General features: G+C 73.1%; 19 protein-coding genes and 1 pseudogene. 10 read left to right on the top strand and 10 right to left on the bottom strand.

The window, feature by feature from the left end; all coding sequences use genetic code 11:
* Entirely contained in the window at positions 1–1371 is a 1371-nt protein-coding gene (locus tag ABD299_RS21100) for a cytochrome P450 (protein ID WP_344265014.1), read from the top strand.
* 31 nt (positions 1372–1402) lie between these two features.
* Here ABD299_RS21100 and ABD299_RS21095 read toward each other — a convergent pair whose 3' ends face one another.
* Positions 1403–1732 (bottom strand): plasmid stabilization protein, encoded by a 330-nt coding sequence (locus tag ABD299_RS21095; RefSeq protein WP_344265011.1) that lies wholly within the window; start codon positions 1730–1732, stop codon positions 1403–1405.
* A 63-nt stretch (positions 1733–1795) separates the two neighbouring features.
* A complete protein-coding gene (locus tag ABD299_RS21090; protein ID WP_344265008.1) occupies positions 1796–2872 on the bottom strand; it encodes an SDR family oxidoreductase in 1077 nt (358 codons plus the stop codon).
* A 178-nt stretch (positions 2873–3050) separates the two neighbouring features.
* Between ABD299_RS21090 and ABD299_RS21085 the strand changes: the two genes are divergently transcribed.
* Positions 3051–4154, top strand: a complete 1104-nt coding sequence (locus ABD299_RS21085; RefSeq protein WP_344265006.1) for a peptidoglycan DD-metalloendopeptidase family protein — start codon at positions 3051–3053, stop codon at positions 4152–4154.
* A 24-nt stretch (positions 4155–4178) separates the two neighbouring features.
* Here ABD299_RS21085 and mreB read toward each other — a convergent pair whose 3' ends face one another.
* The 6 genes and pseudogenes from mreB to rpmB form a co-directional block, all read right to left on the bottom strand.
* Complete coding sequence (gene mreB / locus ABD299_RS21080) at positions 4179–5282, bottom strand: rod shape-determining protein (RefSeq protein WP_344265004.1); 1104 nt, start codon at positions 5280–5282, stop codon at positions 4179–4181.
* 121 nt (positions 5283–5403) lie between these two features.
* Positions 5404–7034 (bottom strand): annotated as a pseudogene (locus tag ABD299_RS21075) (beta-N-acetylhexosaminidase).
* A gap of 405 nt (positions 7035–7439) precedes the next feature.
* A complete protein-coding gene (locus ABD299_RS21070) occupies positions 7440–9347 on the bottom strand; it encodes an ABC transporter ATP-binding protein (protein WP_344265001.1) in 1908 nt (635 codons plus the stop codon).
* Positions 9348–9486: 139 nt separating this feature from the next.
* Positions 9487–10434, bottom strand: coding sequence for a DUF3048 domain-containing protein (locus tag ABD299_RS21065; RefSeq protein WP_344264998.1), 948 nt, complete (start codon positions 10432–10434; stop codon positions 9487–9489).
* Between the two features lie 105 nt (positions 10435–10539).
* On the bottom strand, positions 10540–10845 hold the full coding sequence (gene rpsN, locus ABD299_RS21060) for a 30S ribosomal protein S14 (protein WP_344264995.1): 306 nt from the start codon (positions 10843–10845) through the stop codon (positions 10540–10542).
* Positions 10845–11081, bottom strand: a complete 237-nt coding sequence (gene rpmB / locus ABD299_RS21055) for a 50S ribosomal protein L28 (protein ID WP_344264992.1) — start codon at positions 11079–11081, stop codon at positions 10845–10847. Before rpmB ends, rpsN begins: the two co-directional genes overlap by 1 nt.
* Before the next feature lie 64 nt (positions 11082–11145).
* On the opposite strand from rpmB, the gene rpmG reads away from it, so the two are divergent.
* From rpmG to ABD299_RS21035, 4 genes are all read left to right on the top strand, one after another.
* The gene (rpmG, locus tag ABD299_RS21050) at positions 11146–11310 is read left to right on the top strand and encodes a 50S ribosomal protein L33 (RefSeq protein ID WP_344264989.1); all 165 of its coding nucleotides are present in this window, start codon (positions 11146–11148) and stop codon (positions 11308–11310) included.
* A 50-nt stretch (positions 11311–11360) separates the two neighbouring features.
* The gene (locus ABD299_RS21045) at positions 11361–11615 is read left to right on the top strand and encodes a type B 50S ribosomal protein L31 (RefSeq protein ID WP_344264986.1); all 255 of its coding nucleotides are present in this window, start codon (positions 11361–11363) and stop codon (positions 11613–11615) included.
* Positions 11615–12760, top strand: a complete 1146-nt coding sequence (locus tag ABD299_RS21040; protein ID WP_344264983.1) for a CobW family GTP-binding protein — start codon at positions 11615–11617, stop codon at positions 12758–12760. Before ABD299_RS21045 ends, ABD299_RS21040 begins: the two co-directional genes overlap by 1 nt.
* A 226-nt stretch (positions 12761–12986) precedes the next feature.
* Positions 12987–13202 (top strand): DUF397 domain-containing protein, encoded by a 216-nt coding sequence (locus ABD299_RS21035; protein WP_425581388.1) that lies wholly within the window; start codon positions 12987–12989, stop codon positions 13200–13202.
* An 11-nt stretch (positions 13203–13213) separates the two neighbouring features.
* Here the strand turns inward: ABD299_RS21035 and ABD299_RS21030 are convergent, their stop codons facing one another.
* Positions 13214–13699: an ATP-binding protein gene (locus ABD299_RS21030; RefSeq protein WP_344264977.1), complete on the bottom strand. Its 486-nt coding sequence runs from the start codon at positions 13697–13699 to the stop codon at positions 13214–13216.
* Positions 13700–14022: 323 nt separating this feature from the next.
* Between ABD299_RS21030 and ABD299_RS21025 the strand changes: the two genes are divergently transcribed.
* The 3 genes from ABD299_RS21025 (at position 14023) to ABD299_RS21015 (ending at position 17286) form a co-directional block, all read left to right on the top strand.
* Positions 14023–14862: a helix-turn-helix domain-containing protein gene (locus ABD299_RS21025; RefSeq protein WP_344265080.1), complete on the top strand. Its 840-nt coding sequence runs from the start codon at positions 14023–14025 to the stop codon at positions 14860–14862.
* A gap of 57 nt (positions 14863–14919) precedes the next feature.
* On the top strand, positions 14920–16377 hold the full coding sequence (locus ABD299_RS21020) for an aldehyde dehydrogenase family protein (RefSeq protein WP_344264974.1): 1458 nt from the start codon (positions 14920–14922) through the stop codon (positions 16375–16377).
* 147 nt (positions 16378–16524) lie between these two features.
* Complete coding sequence (locus ABD299_RS21015) at positions 16525–17286, top strand: MerR family transcriptional regulator (RefSeq protein WP_344264971.1); 762 nt, start codon at positions 16525–16527, stop codon at positions 17284–17286.
* 39 nt (positions 17287–17325) lie between these two features.
* Here the strand turns inward: ABD299_RS21015 and ABD299_RS21010 are convergent, their stop codons facing one another.
* Positions 17326–18258, bottom strand: coding sequence for a DUF368 domain-containing protein (locus ABD299_RS21010; protein WP_344264968.1), 933 nt, complete (start codon positions 18256–18258; stop codon positions 17326–17328).
* A gap of 177 nt (positions 18259–18435) precedes the next feature.
* Between ABD299_RS21010 and ABD299_RS21005 the strand changes: the two genes are divergently transcribed.
* On the top strand, positions 18436–20109 hold the full coding sequence (locus tag ABD299_RS21005) for a threonine/serine exporter family protein (protein ID WP_425581387.1): 1674 nt from the start codon (positions 18436–18438) through the stop codon (positions 20107–20109).
* Positions 20110–20134 lie beyond the last annotated feature (25 nt).

Genomic DNA, 20134 nt, shown 5'->3' with positions numbered 1-20134 from the left:
ATGCCCTTGCTGCGGACGCCCTCCGCTCCGCCCTCCGCCCTGCCCCGGGCCAGCGCCCGGGACGAGATGAGGATCGCCGGTCAGCTGATCCTCCCCAAGATCCTGGAAGGGGTCATCGTCCGTCACCGGTTCGGGATGGCGCCCTCCGAGCGGTTCCAGTGGGACCGGCGCGGCATCGACCTCGTGCGGGAGATGCGGGAGCGCTACGGGCCGGGGCCGCTGCACCTGCGCGCCGGCGGACGCTCGATGGCCCTGCTGCTGGAACAGGAGGACGTCGCCCGCGTCCTGGACGGGACACCGGAGCCGTTCACGCCGGCCACGGCGGAGAAACGCGGGGCGCTGGCGAAGTTCCAGCCGCACGGCTCCCTCATCACCAGAGGGGAGAAGCGCGAACAGCGGCGGCGGTTCAACGAGGACGCCCTGGAGATGGACAAGCCGCTGCACCACCTGGCGCCCGCCGTGGTGCGGGTGGTCCGCGAGGAGGCGGCGCGGCTGGCCGAGGATGCCGCGGCGGCCGGGGGAGTCCTGGACTGGGACACCTTCCACCAGGCGTGGTGGCGCGGCGTCCGGCGGATCGTCCTGGGCGACGACGCGGCAAAGGACACCGGCCTGACCCGTGGGCTGGACAGGCTGCGGGCGGCCGCCAACCTCTCGGTCTTCGCCCCGCGCCGCAAGCGGCTGCGGGCGGAGTTCCTGGTGCAGCTGCAGCGGTACGCCTTCAGCGCCGGACCGCAGACCCTGGCCGGCAGCCTGCAGCAGATGCACACCGACCCGGACACCGACCCCGTGGGACAGATCCCGCACTGGCTGTTCGCGTTCGACGCCGAGGCCATCGTCACGCTGCGCGCGCTCGCCCTCCTCGCGGGCCACCCGGCGGAGGCCGGCCGGGCGAGGGAGGAGACCGGAGGCGCGGACCTCGACGAGCCGCGGGAACTGCCGTTCCTGAGAGGAACGGTGCTGGAGTCGGTGCGACTGTGGCCGACCACGCCGATGGTGCTGCGGGAGAGCACCGAGGACACCCGCTGGCGCGGGACGGTCATCCCGGCCGGCACCGGATTCGCCGTCTACGCCCCCTGGTTCCACCGGGCCGAGCCCGCCGGAGCGGTCGCCGACCGCTTCGTCCCGGACATCTGGCTGGACGGGCGGGCACGTGAGAACCGCGGTTTCGTGCCCTTCAGCGGCGGGCCGGGACGCTGCCCGGGGGAGAACCTCGTGCTGTTCACCGCCGCCACCTGGCTGGCGTCCCTGCTGGACCACCGGGACTTCGAGCCGGCATCCACCCCTCGCCCGGAGGCGGGTACCCCGCTGCCGAAGACGCTCAACCACTTCACCTTGCGCTGCACCGTCCGGGACCCGGCGCGCGGGTCCTGAGCGCACGGGTCCTGAGCACACCCGGCGGCAGTCAGTCGTTCTTGTCCACGGCCCGGGCCAGTTCGTCCTTGTTCATCTGCGAGCGGCCCTTGACGTTCTTCCGCCTGGCCTCCTCGTAGAGCTGGTCGCGCGTCATGCGCTGCGGACCGTGCGTCGCCCGCTGCGCGCCGCGGCGGCCGGAGGACATGTCCTCGCGGGACTGCCGGCTGGAGGTCCTCGCCTCCCCGGTGCGGGCCCGCTCCTTGTTCACCGTCCGGGCGGCGATCTCCTTGGCCCGCTCGGTGCCGCGTCCCTGCTCCTCCTGACTCTCCTTGATCTTCTCGTACTGCCGTTCACGCTTCGGGCTCGATCCTGCGGGCATGGTCGCCCTCCTTCCCGCGGCCGGGAGCCGCGTGCGGTGGTGTGCGGGTACTCGGGCAGGTCCTCAGGGCCGGGAGCCGACGCCGGTGGCCAGCTCGTTCGCCCGGCCGCCCGGCAGCCGGGCGGCCAGCGGCGGGGTGTCCATGCCCGCGCCCTCGCGCAGCCCTTCGAGAAACTCCGCCAGCGTCTGCGCCGCGCTGTGGCGCGGCGTCCATCCCAGTTCGTCCGCGGCCCGCGCGCAGTCCATCAGCGGCAGCCGCAGCACCGCGTCGAACAACTGCGGCGAGGCGGGGGCCAGATGCGAGCGCCAGGCCGCGGAGACCGCGCCGCGCACCAGCGGGCGCGGCAGCCGCACCGTCCGGGCGTCCAGCAGCTCGGCCAGCAGCCGGGCGTCCACCACCGGACCGGCGGCCAGGTTGAACGCCCCGCGCACCGGCCGCAGTACGGCCTGACGGTACGCCTCGGCGGCGTCGTCGGAGTGCAGCACCTGGAAGAGCAGTCCCGGGATGTCGGGCACCACCGGGACCAGGTCGGAGCGGACCAGCCGGTGGGGCAGCAGCGGGCCCAGGAACAGCCGCCGCTGCTCCATGGCCGACTCCCGCTTGAAGATGAAGCCGGGACGCATGCGGACCACCCGCACCTGCGGCTGCTCCAGCTCGAAGGTGTCCAGCAGCCGTTCCAGGTAGGACTTCTCCCGGCAGTAGGCGGCCTCCGGCCAGCCGTGGGTGGGCCAGTTCTCCGGCACCGGGCGGTCCTTGGGGCCGGGGGAGTAGGCGCCCACCGAGGAGGCGTACACCAGCGAGGGCACCCCTGCCGCCGCGACCGCGCGCAGCACCCGGATGCTGCCGAGGACGTTGGTGCGCCAGGTCAGCAGCGGATCGTGGGTCGGCTGGATCAGCCAGGCGAGGTGGACGACGGCGTCCGCGCCGCGGAAGTGCCGGGTCAGTTCGGCCTCCGCCAGCTCGCCGGTGCGGATGTCGACGCTCGCCCACTCGGTCTTCTCCGGCTGCCAGGCGGGTATCCGGCGGCTCAGCCCGAGCACGGATTCCACGCCGGGATCCTCGGCCAGCGCCCGGACCACACTGCTGCCGACGTTCCCGGTCGCTCCGAGGACCACCACTCGCCGCCGCTTCTCGCTCATCGCTGCACCCCTTCTCGCTCGGCCCGGGCGCCCGGCACGCCGGCACCCATGCCGGCGGGTTTCCCGGGAGGGCGTCCCGAAACGGTGCCGCCTGCCGGGGCTGCCGGTCGGGTGACCACGGGTGGTGCCACGGCGTGTCCATGCGCCGTCACGCCGAGCACATGGCAACTATCGGCTCGTGTGGCCAACCGCTCGTAAGCTCAGCTGCCTGGTAGCGGTGGGCTGTGCCGTCCTCACGGCAGTGGCCCCCGCCCAGGCCGACAGCAGCACGCCCACTTCGCCCCGGAACGTCGAGGCCATAGCGACCGAGATCGAACGCCTGCGCCAGGAGGCGGCACGGGCCAGCGAACGGCACGAGCGCGCCAGACGGCAGGAGGTTCGCCAGCGCTCGGAGGTGCAGCGGCTCCGGGGCCGCCTGGAGGGCGCGCGCGAGGAACTCGCCGGGCTGCGGGAGATCGCCGGCCGGCAGGCACGGGAGCAGTACCGCAACGGAGGCACCTCGGGCCTGGCCCGGCTGATGCTGTCCGACTCGCCGGAGCACTTCCTGGACCAGGCCACCCGGATCGGGCGCGGCGAGAACGCCGCCCGGCAGCTCCTGGAACAGGTCCTGGAGGCCGAATCGCAGCTGGTCCGCGACAAGACCGCCGCCGCGCGGGCGCACGCCCGGCTGCGCGAGCAGGAACAGCGCCAGCGGGAGCGGAAGGAGGGGATCGACGCGAAGCTGGCCCGCGCCGAGCGGCAGCTGCGGGAGCTGAAGGAGGCCCGGCAGCGTGCGGCGGCCCGGGCCGCGCCCGCACCGGGCCGGGTGCGGCACACCCCCTCCGGCTGTCCGGCCGCCGTCCGGGACGCCGCCGCGCTCGCCCGGCGGGCCGGTACGGCGGACTGGGTGGCGCCGGTGGAGAGCTACGTGATCTCCGCGAGCTTCGCCCAGGCCGGGGGGCGCTGGCGCAACGGCCACACCGGGCAGGACTTCGCGGTCCCCACCGGCACCCCGGTCCGCGCGGTCGGCGACGCCACCGTGGTGACCACCGGCTGCGGGGACGCGTTCGGCAACAGCATCGTGCTCGCCCACGACAACGGCTACTACAGCCAGTACGCCCATCTGTCGCTGCTGGAGGTGAAGGCGGGCCAGCGGGTGGGCGCGGGGCAGCGGATCGGACTGTCCGGGTCCACCGGCAACTCCACCGGCCCCCACCTGCACTTCGAGATCCGGCTGACCCCCTACCTGGGCTCGGCGATCGACCCGGTGCCCTGGCTGCGCGACCACGGTGTGACCATCTGAGGGGCCCGGCGGGCCGGCGGGGCGTCAGCGCGCCGGGGTCGGCTCCGCACCGGCCGGTGCCGGTTCGGCGTCCTGGGCGGGCTCCGGCCGGCCCTCACCGGCTTCCTCGGGCTCCGGCCTCGCGCCGGCGGCCCGGACGCTGCCCTCCAGCATCCGGCCGAGCCCCAGCACCGCGCACAGCGCCGGGTCGCCGGCCACCCGCACCGGCATCCCGGTGTTCTCCCGGATCGTGGCGTCAAGACCCGGCAGCAGAGCGCCCCCTCCGGTCAGCACCACGCCCCGGTCCGCCAGGTCCGCCACCAGGTCCGGGGGACAGCGGTGCAGCACGGCGCGGATCGCGTCGAGCAGCGAGGTGACCGGCATCCGGACCGCCTCCCGCAGCCGCTCCGGATCGACGCGCACCGTCCGGGCCCGGCCGGTCACCACGTCCTGGCCGTGCACCTCCGTCTCCTGGTGCGCCGTCCGGGCCAGGGCGTCGTGCAGCGGGCGCACGGCGTGCCGCAGCAGCAGCAGTTCGTGGGTGTTGCGCAGGTACTGGGTCAGGGCCCGGTCGATGGTCTCGCCGCCCATCGGCACCTTCTCGGCCGCCACCACGGACCCCAGCGACAGTACGGCGACCTCGGTGGTGGCCGCGCCGCACTGCACGATCATGGCCGCTTCGGGCTCCTCCACCGGCAGCCCGCAGCCGATTCCGGCGGTCAGCAGGCTGTCCACCAGCTCGACCCGGCGCGCCCCCAGACCCGCAAGGGTCTCCCACGCGGCCCGCCGGGCCAGCGGGTCCGCGTCGTGGGGCACGCAGACCGCGGCCCGCTGCACCGTCCTGCGCCGCCAGCTGCGCCGGAGCCGTGAGCCGATCATCGCCCGCAGCATCCGCTGGGCCATCTCGATGTCCACCACGGTGCCGCCGTTCACCGGCCGCACCACGCGGATGCTGTCCGGGGTGCGGCCGGCCATGCGGTCCGCCGGGGTGCCGACCGCGATCAGCGCCCCGCTGCGGGTGCTCATGGCCACCACCGACGGCTCGTCGACGAGAAGACCGGACTGCTTGAGGTAGACGCGGGTGCGGGAGGCACCGAGGTCGACGGCCATGGTGCAGCGGCGCAGGTGGTCGAGGGTCAGAAGGCTCATACCGCCATGGTGTGGGCCCCTGCCGCACCCCGCCCGCTGGGATGGCCCGCCCGGGGGAGGGCGCGGCCGGGCGGCGGGCGCAGGCCGGTGACGGGGTGGCGCCGTCTCCTGGGCTGCGGGCTCAGCGCTCCGGCGGGGTTCCTCCCCGAGGCCGTCCCGGGACGCCGGGCCGGCGCTGCCAGGGCCTGGGACCGGACGGCGGCCGGTACTCGACGCCGAGCGCGTCCAGACGCGCGTAGTGGGCGGCCTCCATCCGGTGCTCGAAGTCGGTGAAGTCCCGCCCGGCGGCCGACGGCAGAGGCCGCCAGGCGACCTCTGCGAACGCTGCCAGGCGCGGGAAGGTCATGTAGTCCACGGCCCGGGGGCTGTCCATGGCCTCGGTCCAGACGTTGGCCTGTACGCCGATGACGTGCGCGGCCTCCGTCTCGGTCAGCGCGTCCGGCACCGGCTCGAAGCGGTAGACGTCCTCCAGGGTGCGCACATGCGCGATCGGGACGGGCTCGTCGGGGCCGTCCGCCTGGCGCCAGTCGAGATAGGTGTGCTGCTGCGGGCACATCACGACGTCGTGTCCGGCGCGCGCCGCCGTGACGCCGCCCGCGTAGCCCTGCCAGGACGCGACCACGGCGCCCGGTGCCAGGCCGCCCTGCAGGATCTCGTCCCAGCCGACGAGCCTGCGGCCCCGGTCCGCCAGCCAGCGGTCGAAGTGGCCGACGAACCAGCTCTGGAGCTCGTCCTCATCTGCCAGCCCCAGTTCCTGGATGCGCTGCCGGGCGGCCGGGGAGGCCCGCCACTGCTCCTTGGGGCACTCGTCGCCGCCTATGTGGATGTACGGGGAGGGGAAGATCTCCAGCACCTCGGTGAGTATGTTCTCGTAGAACTTCAAGGTCGCGTCGGAGACGTTCAGCACGTTCGGGTTGATGCCCCAGCGGTCCAACGGCGTGAGCGCCGAGGTGTCGACGACATCGGTGTTGCCCAGTTCGGGGTAGGCGGCGATGGCGGCCTGTGAGTGGCCCGGGATGTCGATCTCGGGGACGACGGTGATGTGCCGTGCGGCGGCGTAGGCGACAATCTCGCGCAGGTCGTCGCGGGTGTAGTAGCCGCCGTGCGGGCGCTCTTCCCACTGCGGAGGATCACCGAAGCCGGCCCGCTGCGGGCGCGCCAGGCCCCCACCTCGGTGAGCCGCGGGTAGCGCTCGATCTGGACGCGCCAGCCCTGGTCGTCGGTGAGGTGAAGGTGCAGCACGTTGAGCTTGTGGGCGGCGAGGAGATCGACGTAGCGCAGCACGCCGTCCTTCGGCATGAAGTGCCGGGCGACGTCCAGCATCATGCCGCGCCAGGCGAAGCGGGGGGCGTCCGCGATCCGCACCGGGGCCACGGTCCAGGGGCTGTCACGCAGCGGTGCGCGCCTGTAGGCGTCGGGGCCCAGGAGCTGCCGCAGGGTCTGTGCGCCCCAGAACACCCCGGCCGAACCACCGCCCTCGATGAGGACCCCTGAGGCGTCCACCGTCAGCTCGTACGCCTCGGGACCGCGGGCGGCGAGGTGTTCGCCGATCCGCAGGGTGATGGCTCCCGGGGTGCCGTGCGGTGCCGGGGGCAGCGGGAGACCGGTCGCAGCACCGAGCACCGACCTCAGCCGGCACGCGACCGCACTGCTCGCGGCATCCGTGGCCACGCCGGTGCCGGTCCCCAGGACGAAGGCTTCCGCCTCCCGCGGACCGCGCCGCAACTCCCTGGGCGCGGGGACCAGATGCATGGGGTTGTCCTCTCGGCCGGGAACCAGGGAGCGGGAGCTGATGGTACTGAGGCGCGACCGTCGGGACACCGGCAGCCGCCCGGACCTTACCCGGCCGCTGCCGCTGCCGCTCACGAAGTGCAGGGTGCCGGGCGAGGAGAACCGGAGCGCGAGCGGCGTCCGGGGCAGGGAGATCTCGCCCATCTCGGCACTGTCCGGCAGCCGCCAGGCCCGCACCTTCCCGCCCCGGGTGCCGGCCGGCAGTATGGCGGCACCGTCGAGCGCCTGGACGGTGAGCGTCACGACTTCGGCATCAGCGGTGTCGAGTGTCGCCAGTTCGTCTCCCGAGACCGCGTTGCGGACGCGGATGCTCTCCAACCCCCGGACCGGCGGCGCGCGTCCGATCGGCGCCCCGCACCGCCGCGCTCACACCCGGGCCGCCGGCTCCTCCCCGGCCCGCGGCCCGGCCTCGCCCGGCTCCGCGAACTGGGTCCGGTACAGCTGCTCGTAGCGCCCTGCGGCCGCCAGCAGTTCGTCGTGCGTGCCGCGCTCCACGACCCGGCCGTCCTCGATCACCAGGATGAGATCGGCGGCCCGCACGGTGGAGAGCCGGTGCGCGATGACCACCGAGGTGCGGCCGGCCAGTGCCTCGGCGAGCGCCTCCTGCACGGCCGCCTCGGAGGTGGAGTCCAGATGTGCGGTCGCCTCGTCGAGGATCACCACCCGCGGGCGGGCCAGCAGCAGGCGGGCGATGGTCAGGCGCTGCCGCTCCCCGCCGGAGAGCCGGTACCCGCGCTCCCCGACCACGGTGTCGAGCCCGTCCGGCAGGGAGGCGACCAGCTCCTCCAGGCGCGCCCGGCGCAGCACCTCCCACAGCTCCTCCTCCGCCGCTTCCGGCCTGGCCAGCAGCAGGTTGGCGCGGATCGTGTCGTGGAAGAGATGGCCGTCCTGCGTCACCATGCCCAGCGTCTGCCGCAGCGAGTGCGCGCTCAGCTCCCGCACGTCCACCCCGCTCAGCCGCACCGCGCCCGCGTCGGCGTCGTACAGCCGCGGCAGCAGCTGGGCGATGGTGGACTTTCCCGCGCCCGAGGAGCCGACCAGGGCGACCAGTTGCCCGGGCTCGGCCCGGAACGAGACCTGGTGGAGCACCTGTTCGCCGCCCCGGGTGTCGAGCACGGCGACCTCCTCCAGGGAGGCGAGCGAGACCTTGTCGGCCGACGGGTAGGCGAAGTCCACGGCGTCGAACTCCACCGAGACCGGCCCCTCGGGCACCGGCCGGGCGTCCGGACGGTCACTGATCAGCGGCTTGAGGTCCAGCACCTCGAAGACCCGCTGGAAGCTGACCAGCGCGGTCATCATCTCCAGCCGGGCGCCGGCCAGGGCGGTCAGCGGCGCGTACAGCCGGGTGAGCAGCATGGCCATGGCGACGACCGCGCCGGCGTCCAGCGAGCCGCGCAGCGCGTAGAAGCCGCCCAGCCCGTAGACGAGGGCCAGCGCCAGCGCGGAGACCAGGGTGAGGGCGGTGACGAAGACCATCTGCAGCATGGCGGTGCGCACCCCGATGTCCCGCACCCGGGCGGCCCGCGCGGCGAACTCGGCGGACTCCTCGGCGGGCCTGCCGTAGAGCTTGACCAGCGTCGCGCCGGGGGCCGAGAACCGCTCGGTCATCTGCGTGTTCATCACCGCGTCGTGGTGGGCGGCCTCGCGGGAGAGCCGGGCCAGACGGACGCCCAGCCGCCGCGCGGGCAGCACGAAGACCGGCAGCAGGACCAGCGCCAGCAGGGTGACCTGCCAGGAGATGGTGAGCATCACGCCCAGGGTGAGCAGCAGCGTCACCAGGTTGCCGAGGACTCCGGAGAGGGTGTCGCTGAACGCCCGCTGGGCGCCGAGCACATCGTTGTTCAGGCGGCTGACCAGCGCGCCGGTCCGGGTGCGGGTGAAGAAGGCGATCGGCATCCGCTGCACATGGTCGAAGACGGCGCGGCGCAGGTCGTAGATGAGGCCCTCGCCGATCCGGGCGGACAGCCAGCGGGCCAGCAGGCCGAGGGCGGCCTCGCCGACGGCGATGGCGGCGATCAGCAGGGCCAGCCGGACGACCACCGCGGTGTCGGTGCCCGCCACGATGGAGTTGACCACCCGCATGGCCAGCACCGGGGTGGCGACGGCCAGCAGCGCGGTGGCGACGCTCAGCACCATGAACAGCGCCAGTTCCCGGCGGTGCGGCCGGGCGAAGCGGGCGATGCGGCGCAAGGTCCGGCGCGAGAAGGGGCGTTGATCGTCCTTGGCGTGCCTGGCGTGATACAGGGCGTGCCAGGCCGTGATCTCCATGCTCATTGCGGTCTCCGGGATCGGGTGCCGACGGGACCGGTCCGGGGTCCCGCACCGGTCCCCGGAACGGTAGGACCTCATGTCAACTTGAAGTCAAGGCCGTTCCCGGCCGCGAGCTCTCAACCGTAGTTGTCCGAGTGTGAGTTCACGAGTCGGTGAACAGGAACCAGACCGGTCCGGTGGCGAACGGCAGCGGATCGCCGTCCGCGGTGGTGAACGTCGTGCCGCCGTCCGCCGCCGAGCGGGACCACCGGGCCTCGTGGGCCTGCCCGTCGCGCAGCACCAGAGCCTCCCCGGAGCCGATGGTCTGGGTGTAGGGCGTGATGTTCCCGGAGCGGTCCTGGAAGGCCGAGGGGCGGATCTGGACCTGCTGGACCACCACCGTCGCCGCGCTCAGCCGCTCCCCGCCGGTGGTGACCGCCTCCGTGCCGTCCATGGAGACCAGCCAGCGTCCGTCCTCGCCGGACCAGCCGAAGTCGTAGGAGGCGGCCTGGTAGGTCACGGTGTACTCGGAGGTCTCGGTGCCGCCGTCGGGCGCGTCCCCGAAGCGCAGCCCGATGTCGGCCGCCTCGCTCGCCTCGGGGGCGGCGAGCAGCAGCGCGTCCGGGCGGAGGTAGAGATTGTGCGGGGCGGGCCGGTCGCCGCTGCGCTCGTAGGCGGCGGACGCCCGGTCCGGCGGCACCGCGTACAGCGGAGCCTCGTCGATCAGCGGCTGGAGAGCCGACTGGGCGCCGGAGTACGCCAGGGCCGGCCGGCCGAACTGCCGCAGCAGCTCCAGGTCGGACTCCCGCGCGCTGCGCACCGGCCCGGCGGTCTCCGGCAGGCTGCCGGAGAACACCACCAGCAGCCTGGTCAGCCCGGACTCCACCGGCTCGACGTAGACCAGGTCGGCGTCCTCCAGGCCGGTGTGCGGCCGGGCCCGCTCCACGTTGTCGATCTTCACGGCGAGCACCGGGCCCGCCTCCGCCTCCTCGCCGGTGAACGGCGAGACGCCGTCCGGCGGTGTCTCGTCCTCGCCGTTCCCGGTCTGGCATCCGCCGGTCAGCGCTGCCAGGATCACCACGAACGCGGCCATGCGTACCCGCAGCCTCATCACCATCACCCCTGGTGCTCAGTGCACCATGCCGGAGGCCCCGCCGTCACCGGGGCGCACCGGACACAACGGGTGACCCGGCGGGCGCGGGCCCGCCGGGAGCCGTCACCAGCTCGACTTGCGCACCCCGGGCAGGTAGCCGGCGTGGGCCTGCTGCCGCAGGCTGATCCGCGACAGGCCGAAGGCGCGGAAGTGCCCGCGGGGGCGGCCGTCCACGCTGTCCCGGTTGCGGATCCGGGTGGCGCTGGCGTCCCGCGGCTGGCGCCGCAGTTCGCGCTGGGCGTCCGCCCGTTCCGCCTCGGTGCTGCGCGGACTGCGGATGATCTCCTTGAGCTCCGCCCGCCGCGCGGCGTAGCGGGCCACCACGATCCTGCGCTGCTCGTTCTTCGCGATCTTGCTCTTCTTCGCCATCAGACCGAGCCCCCTCGGGCGCGGATGCGGGCGACGGCCCGCTCGATGCCGATGGCGTCGACGGTCTTGATGCCCCGGGTGCTGAGCGTCAGCCGCACATACCGCCGTTCGCTGGGCAGCCAGTAGCGCTTGCGCTGGATGTTCGGGTCGAAGCGCCGCGGGGTGCGCCGGTGGGAGTGGGAGATGGTGTTGCCGAAGCCCGGCTTGCGGCCGGTCAGCTGGCAGTGGGCGGACACGGGGTGCGGCCTCCTCGGTGGTCGCGAAAATGAAAATGGTTTCCGTTTCTGTATAGTACCGCCCATGGCCCGCAACGACATCCGCCCGGTGGTGAAGCTCAAGTCCACCGCGGGCACCGGCTACACCTACGTCACCCGCAAGAACCGCCGCAACGACCCGGACCGGCTCCACCTGCGCAAGTACGACCCCGTCGCCCGCCGGCACGTGGTCTTCCGCGAGGAGCGCTGACCCGTCCGCAGCGGGCCCTCCCGGGGCCCCGACACAGGAGAAGAACCTTCATGAAGCCCGGCATCCACCCCTCCTACGGGCCCGTCGTCTTCCGCGACCGGGCCGCCGGATTCGCCTTTCTCACCCGGTCCACGGCCGCCGGCGACCGGACCGTCGAATGGGAGGACGGCAACACCTACCCCGTCATCGACGTCGAGGTCTCCTCGGCGAGCCACCCCTTCTACACCGGCACCGCGCGCGTGATGGACACCGCCGGCCGGGTGGAACGCTTCGAGCGCCGGTACGGCCGCACCGGGAGCCGCTGATGCTCCCCGTGGTCGTCGTCGGCGGGCTGCACACGGACGCCCGCCGGGCCGCCGTCGAACGCCTGCTGCGCCGGGTGCCCGGCAGCGTCGCCCTCCACCACGACCTGTCCACCGCCTCCTCCGGGTCCGTCACCCGCACGCTGCGCACCGCCGGCGGCCCGGTGGAGGAGTCGCAGGCCGGGCTGGTCAACGACTGCGCCTGCTGCGCACTGCGCGAAGACCTGCTGCCGCAGCTGGAGCGGCTGGCTCAGGACGGTTCCTTCCGGCTGGCCGTGGTGGATCTGTGGGACTCCGTCGAGCCCCGCTCGACGGCCGAGCTGATCGCCTCGCAGGGGGACGGGCTGCGGCTCGCCGGAGTGCTGACCGCGGTGGATCCCGCCCTGGTGCTGCCCTGCCTCGGCTGCGGCGACGACCTGGCCGACGCCGGCCTGGCCGCGGCCCGCAGCGACCGGCGCACCATCGCCGACACCTGGGCCCGGCAACTGGAGTACCCCGCGCTGCTGGCCCTGGCGGACGGCCCCGAACCGGCCGACGAGACCGACCTGGAGCTGCTGCGCCAGCTCCACCCGACGGCCCGGCATGTCCACATCCACGAGGCGGACTTCGCCTCGCTGGCCACGGCCGGCATCGGGTGCGACACGGGGGTGGCCCGCGAACGGCAGCACCCCGCCTGCGCGCTGCTTCCGCAGGAGGCCGCCGCGCACGGCGTCGCCACCCTGGTCTGGAGGAGCCGCAGGCCGTTCCACCCGGGGCGCCTGTATGCCGCGCTGGAGGAGCTGACCTGCGCCGCGGTGCGCAGCCGGGGCAGGTTCTGGCTCGCCGACCGGCCCGGCACCCTGCTGGCATGGGACGCCGCGGGCGGTGCCCTGTGCGTGGAGTCGGCCGGCCCCTGGCTGGCCGGGCTTCCCGACACCGAGTGGGAGAGTGTGCCGGCGTCGTGCCGGGTGGCGGCCGCCCTGCGGTGGCATCCCGAGCACGGCGACCGTGACCAGCACCTGGTCTTCGTCTCGCCGGGCCTGGACGCCGCCGCGGTCTCGGGGCTGCTGGACTCCTGCCGGCTCACCGATGCCGAGTTCGCGGCCGGGCCCGACGCCTGGCGGACGCTGCCCTCGGCCTTCGACGAGTTCCTCGATCCGGTGGGCTGAACCGGGAGGTGAGGTGCCGAGGGCCGGACCCGGGGTGACGGGGTGGGGACGGCCGGTATGCACGTGCATCTGCGCGTGCATATGCCACAGGGCCCGGTTATGATCGCGGGAAGTTGAGTCGCACAGCTATCTGCCGGCGCGCCGCGCCGGTGTCTTCGCGTGCCCGGCTCGACGACCCCCGCACCCGCACCCCCGGGAGACTGTTGTGCCCGACATCAGCAACGGCATGGCCGCCCACCACCTGCAGGACGTGGTGTGGCTCAAGAGCAGCTACAGCAACTCCCAGGGAACCTGCGCCGAGTTCGCCAGACTCCCCAGCGGAGACGTGGCGATGCGCAACTCCCGTTTCCCCGAGGGGCCCGCGCTCGTCTACACCCCGGCGGAGATAGAGGCACTGCTGAGGGGAGTGAAGGACGGGGAGTTCGACCACCTCGTCACCTGACGGCCCGCCCCTCAGCAGGTGCGGAAGGCGGCCCAGACGACCTTTCCCGGGCGCTCGCCCGACAGCGGGCGCCAGCCCCAGGCGTCGCTGAAGCTCTCCACGAGCTGCAGGCCCCGGCCGCTCTCCGCGGAGCAGTCGGGCCTGCCCAGCCTCGGGACCGCCTCTCCCGGATCGCGCACCGCGCACACCAGCCGGCGGGAACAGCGCATCAGCTCCAGCTCCACCGACGCGCGCAGCCGCCCGGCGGCGGCAGGCCGGGTCCGCACCCCGTGCCGGAGGGCGTTGGTGACCAGTTCGGAGACGACCAGCCCGACGGCGTCGAACTGTTCGGGAAGCCGCCAGCCGTGCAGCGTGCTGCGCGTGAACTCCCTCGCGCTGCGCACGGATTCGGGGCGGCCGGGCAGCCCGAGGCAGGCGGTGCCGGCCAGCGAACGCGGATCCACCGGCGGGAGTTGCTGCCTTAACACGTCGAGCACGGGCGTTCCTTCGATCCCCATGGCGCGGCACTCCTGGCGTTCGCGGCGGCGACACTGCGATGTGGGGGTACGCCCCCGTGCCCGCCGAGGCGGGAGACCGCGGCGAGACCTGCGCGCGCACCGGCCGACGGTGCACGCGCCTCATGGTTCCCAAGGCTCACAGCAAATGCAAGGGAAGATGCACGTGCACGCCGAAAAATCGATGGAGGGTGACCGCACGGGCACACAACGGTGCCCGGAGATGGCACACTGCCCTGGTTCGCGAGTGGAGGGCTGAGGAAATGGCGGCAGGGCAGACTCCGGAAGGCGCCGGCGGCGCGGGACCGGGTGAGGCCGGCGGGCCGATGGTGCGCCGCATCCTGCTCGGTTCGCAGCTGCGCCGGCTGCGGGAGGCGCGCGGCATCACCCGCGAGGAGGCGGGCTATTCGATCCGCGCCTCCGAGTCGAAGATCAGCCGCATGGAGCTGGGCAGGGTGGGATTCAAGCCGCGCGACGTGGCCGACCTGCTGACGCTCTACGGCGTCACCGACGACGCCGATCGCGAGCCGCTGCTCTCCTTGGCCCACACCTCCAGCGTGGCCGGGTGGTGGCACAGCTACAACGACGTGCTGCCCGGCTGGTTCCAGACCTACGTCGGCCTGGAGGCGGCGGCGAGCGGGATAGCCGCCTACGAGCTCCAGTTCGTGCACGGCCTGCTGCAGAGCGAGGACTACGCCCACGCCGTCGTGGTCAGCGGCCACCGCGGTGTGCTGCCCACCGCCGAGGTGGACCGCCGCGTCGCCCTGCGGATGGAACGCCAGAAGCTGCTGCTGTCGGAGAACGCGCCGGACCTGCACTGCGTCCTGGACGAGTCCGCGCTGCGCCGCGCCTACGGCGGCCGGGCGGTGATGACCGAACAGCTGCGGCTGCTTGAGGAGTTCTCCGAACGGCCGCACGTCACCCTGCAGGTCGTGCCGTTCGCGCGGGGCGGGCACGGGGCGGAGAGCGGCGCGTTCACCGTCCTGCGGTTCGCCCAGCGGGAGCTGGCCGACATCGTCTACCTCGAACAGCTCACCAGCGCGCTCTACCTGGACAAGAAGGACGAGGTGCGGCAGTACCTGCGGGTCTTCGGCCGGCTCACGGAGTTCGCCGCCTCACCGGAGGAGACCCGCACCCTTCTCCGCGATCTCCGCCAACAACTGTGATGTGCAAGTAAGATGACCGGCCATCAGGGCGTGGGATCTCCACAGGATGGGATGGGCATGGCTTCGTTCGCGGATCTGGCACAGCAGTACATAGACGGCGACTGGCGGCCCGGCAAAGGCTCCTGGGACATCATCGACTTCAACCCCTACAACGGGGACAAGCTCGCCTCGATCACCGTGGCCACCACCGAGGAGATCGACCAGGCGTACCGCGCGGCGGAGCGGGCCCAGAAGGAGTGGGCGGAACTCAACCCCTACGCCCGCCGGCAGGTCATCGAGCGCGCGCTGCGGATCGTCGAGGAGCGCGAGGCCGAGTACGCCGAACTGATCATGGCGGAGCTCGGCGGCACCCGGCTCAAGGCCGGCTTCGAGCTGATGCTGGTCAAGGAGATGCTCCGCGAGGCCACCCACTGGGCGGTCGGCGCGGAGGGGCGCATCCTGCCCTCCATGACCGACGGCAAGGAGAACCGCGTCTACCGCCTGCCGGTCGGCACGGTCTGCGTCATCTCCCCCTTCAACTTCCCGCTGTTCCTCGCCATCAAGTCCGTCGCCCCGGCGCTGGCCCTGGGCAACGCGGTGGTGCTCAAGCCCCACCAGAACTCCCCGGTGACCGGCGGCTCGCTCATCGCCAGGATCTTCGAGGAGGCCGGGCTCCCCAAGGGGCTGCTCAACGTCGTCATCACCGACATCGCGGAGATCGGGGACGCGCTGATCGAGCACCCGGTGCCCAAGGTGATCTCCTTCACCGGCTCCGACAAGGTCGGCCGCCACGTGGCCACCGTGGCCGCCGCCAACTTCAAGCGGTGCGTCCTGGAGCTCGGCGGCAACAGCGCCCTGATCGTGCTGGACGACGCCGACGTGGACTACGCCGTCGACGCGGCCGTCTTCAGCCGCTACGTCCACCAGGGCCAGGTCTGCATGGCGGCCAACCGGGTGCTCGTCGACCGCAGTCTGGAGCAGGAGTTCACCGAGAAGTTCGTGGCCAAGGTGAAGACCCTCAGGACCGGGGACCCCACCGACCCGCAGACCCACATCGGCCCGCTGATCAACTCCACCCAGGCCGACGCCGTCACCCGGGTCGTGGAGGACGCGGTCCGCGACGGCGCCACCGCGCTGCTGCGCGGCGAGACCCAGGGCAACGTGGTCCAGCCCACCGTGCTCACCGGCATCCCCGAGAACTCCTCCGTGCTGAACCAGGAGATCTTCGGCCCGGTCGCGCTGATCATCCCCTTCGACGGGGACGACGACGCGGTGCGGATCGCCAACGACACCCCCTACGGACTCAGCGGCGCCGTGCACACCGCCGACACCGACCGTGGAGTGCGGATCGCCAAGCGCATCGACACCGGCATGATCCACATCAACGACTCCACCGTCGCGGACGAGCCGATCGTCTCCTTCGGCGGCGAGAAGTCCTCCGGCGTGGGCCGGCTCAACGGCGACGCCACCATCGAGGCGTTCACCACCACCAAGACCATCACCGTCCAGCACGGACGCACCGCGTTCCCGTTCTGACGCCTTCCGTCCCGTCCCCCGCCCCTGCCCGGCCGCCCCGCGGCCGCCCCGCGGCCGGGCAGGGACGCGCCGGGTTGCACCTCACGCGACGTGAGGGGGCACGGTGGTTCCGTACGGAGAAGCCGTACGGACACCGAGGAGGCGGACGTGTGCCATTCCGTCGGCCGGGTCGCCGCGCTCGCGGGCGTCACGGTGCGCACCCTGCACCACTACGACGCGATCGGCCTGCTGCGGCCCGGAGGACGCTCCCCGGCCGGCCACCGGCGCTACACAGACGCCGATCTGGACCGGCTGCAGCAGATCCTCTCCTACCGGGAACTGGGCTTCCCGCTGGAGGAGATCGCCGTGCTGCTCGACGACCCGGAGGCGGACCCGGTCGAGCACCTGCGGCGGCAGCACGAGCTGCTGACGGCGCGGATCGGCAGGCTGCGGGAGATGGCCGACGCCGTCGAGTACGCGATGGAGGCGAGAAAGATGGGCATCCGGCTCACCCCGGAAGAGCGTTTCGAGGTCTTCGGCGACGCGCACGACTGGCAGGAGTACGACCGCGAGGCCGAGCGGCGCTGGGGCACCACCGAGGCCTGGGAGCAGTCCCGGCGCCGGGCGGCCGCGCTCGGCAAGGAGGACTGGCGGCGGATCAAGGAGGAGAGCGACGGGCTCCACCGGCGCCTGGCCGGCCTGCTGGCCGCCGGCGAGGCCCCGGACGGCGAGGCGGCCATGGAACTGGCCGAGGAGCAGCGCCGGCAGATCAGCCGGTACTTCTACGACTGCACCTACGACATCCACACCGGCCTGGCCCGGATGTACATCGAGGACCAGCGGTTCACCGCCACCTACGAGGAGATCCACCCCGGGCTGGCGCGCTACCTGCACGACGCGATCCTCGCCAACGCCGCCCGGCGGCGGTAGCGGCGGAACCCCGCGGCGGCGCGGCGCGCCCGCCGGTGCTCAGCCGACCCTGGCGTGCCGGCCGCGGCGGGGGGAGGGAGCGCCGCGGCGCCGCGCCGCCACCAGGATGGCCACCACCACCGAGAAACCCAGCAGGGCCAGCGCCACCGTCAGCCCGACCCCCTCGTCGGGTGCGTACAGCCGGCGGTCGTGCTCGTCGCCCTGCCAGGGCCACAGCGCCCGCAGCGACCCCGCCATCACGCCGGTCAGCACCACCAGCGTCAGATGGTGGTGGTTCTCCAGCAGCCAGCGCAGCAGCTTGACGAAGAGCGCCAGGCCCAGCAGGCAGCCCAGCGCGAAGATCCCCAGATAGGCGAGGTTCCGCTCGTTCGCGGCGTCGATCGTCGGCTCGTACATGCCGAGCGCCAGCAGCAGGAACGACCCCGAGAGCCCGGGCAGCACCAGTGCGCAGATCGCGACCGCGCCCGACCCCAGCACCGCCAGCGGATTGTCCGCGGCACCCCCCAGCGACAGCGAGGTGAGCCAGAAGGCCGCCACCGCCATGGCCAGGGCCAGGGCGTAGTGCGACCCCTTCCACCGCTGCTTGGAGCCGGTGTACGGGATCCACAGCGAGGCCAGCACGAGACCGAAGAACACCGCGTAGGCGTACTGCCGGTGATCGGTCACCAGCGGGGCCAGCAGCCGGGCGCTCAGCAGCAGGCCCGCCACCATGCCCACCGCCAGCGGCACCAGCAGCCCCCAGTCGGCCCGCCGCAACTCGTCCGCGGCGCGGCGGCCGCCCCTGCCCCGGGGCAGATCCGTCACGGCTATCCGCAGCCCGCTGGTGATGTGGCCGGCCGCGGCGATCAGCCGCTCGTAGACCCCGGTGATCAACGCGACGGTGCCACCGCTGATGCCGGGCAGCGCCTCGGCGGTCCCGATCAGGGACCCCCGGAACGCGTTGAAGACGCGGCTGTCGGCTTGCTCGGCCATGCTCTCCACTCTCGCTGCTGCCGGGGGTGTCCTCGCACCCGGATGTGTGGATCATCCTATGCTTCGCGACAGGGGCCCATAGCGGGGCCAACCCCCCACTTCGCCGGGGGAAGACCTCAAGCGCGGTGCCGGGCGATCCCCGGACCGCCCGCCGAGCGACCGAGGAGCGATCAGCACGTGGCCGGGGACGACAAGCGGCCGGAGGACGGCCGGGCCACCGGGCGGCCGGAGACCGGGGACGGACACAGCGCGTTCACCTCGCCGCAGCTCATGCCCGTGATACGGCTGGAGGAGGACGAGCAGAGCTCGGGGTTCGCCGTCCCCGAGGGCCTGGAACTGCCCGGGCCCGCCGAGGAGCACCCCACCTCGGAGTTCGCCGTCCCGGAACGGCTGCGCGTCCCGGAACCGGAGGAGGAGGAGCACAGCAAGTTCGCCTTCACCCCGGCGACCGGCATACCGGCCCTCGGGATCACCCGGAGCGCGCCCTGGCAGGACCGGATGCGCAGCATGGTGCGTCTGCCGCTGGCCGAGCGGCCCGCGCCCGAGAAACCGGCCGCCGAGGCGGAGACCCCGCTGCCGGTGCCGCGCGTGCTCGACCTGACGCTGCGCATCGGCGAACTGCTGCTGGCCGGGGGAGAGGGAGCCGAGGACGTCGAGGCCGCGATGTTCGGCGTCGCACACTCCTACGGCCTGGACCGCAGCGAGGCCACGGTCACCTTCACCCTGCTGTCCATCACCCACCAGCCCTCGCTGGTGGACGACCCGGTGACGCTCAGCCGCACGGTCCGCCGCCGCGGCACCGACTACACCCGGCTGGCCGCCGTGTTCCGGCTGGTCGACGACATCACCTCCGGTGACGTCACGCTGGAGGAGGCCTACCGCAGGCTGGCCGACATCCGCCGCAACCGCCACCCGTACTCCACGTGGCAGCTCACCGTCGCCAGCGGCCTGCTGGCCGGGGCGGCCAGCACCCTGGTCGGCGGCAACTGGCAGGTGTTCCTGCTGGCGGCGGCCGGGGCGATGCTCGGCGACCGGTTCGCCTGGGTGCTGTCCCGCCGCGGACTGCCGGAGTTCTACCAGTTCGTGGCCGCCGCGGTGGCACCGGCGGCGATAGGGGTCGTCTGGGCGGTCGGCCACCCGGCCGGCCAGGCCGCCTCGGTGATCACCGGCGGCCTGTTCGCGCTCATCCCCGGACGGGCCCTGGTCGCCGGCGTGCAGGACGGGCTGACCGGCTACTACATCACCGCCTCGGCCCGGCTGCTGGAAGTCGGCTACCTGATCGTGGGCATCGTGGTCGGTGTGCTCGGGGTGCTCTACATCGGCGAGGTGAGCGGGGTCGGCCTCACCCCGGACGTGATGGAGCGGGCCGTCCGGCCCGCCATCCAGCTCGGTGCGGCACTGCTGCTGTCCCTGTCCTTCTGCGTGCTGCTCCAGCAGGAGCGGGACACGGTGCTTCCCGCCACGCTCAACGGCGGGATCGCCTGGCTGATGTTCGGTGCCATGCACGACACGGCCGGGCTGTCGCCCTTCGCGGCGACCCTGGTCGGCGCCGGGATGGTGGGACTGTTCGGACAGCTCCAGTCCCGGTACCGGTTCGCCTCCGCCATGCCGTACATCACCGCCGCCATCGGCCCGCTGCTGCCGGGCAGCGCCGTCTACTTCGGGCTGCTGGGCTTCGCCCAGGGGGACATCGACCAAGGGCTGGGCCATCTGCTCCGGGCGGTCACGCTGGCGCTGGCGATCGCCATCGGGGTGAACCTGGGCAGCGAGATCGCCAGGCTGTTCATCAGGACCCCCGGCCTGCTCAGCCGCGAGCGGCGCCGGGCGGCCAAGCGCACCCGGGGCTTCTGACTTCCGGCGCTCGGGCCGGGAGGGC

This window comes from Streptomyces sodiiphilus (assembly GCF_039529215.1).
GTDB classification, from domain to species: Bacteria; Actinomycetota; Actinomycetes; order Streptomycetales; family Streptomycetaceae; genus Streptomyces; species Streptomyces sodiiphilus.
Note: the sequence above shows the minus strand (reverse complement) of the source record. Positions and strands in the feature narration are given on the sequence as shown.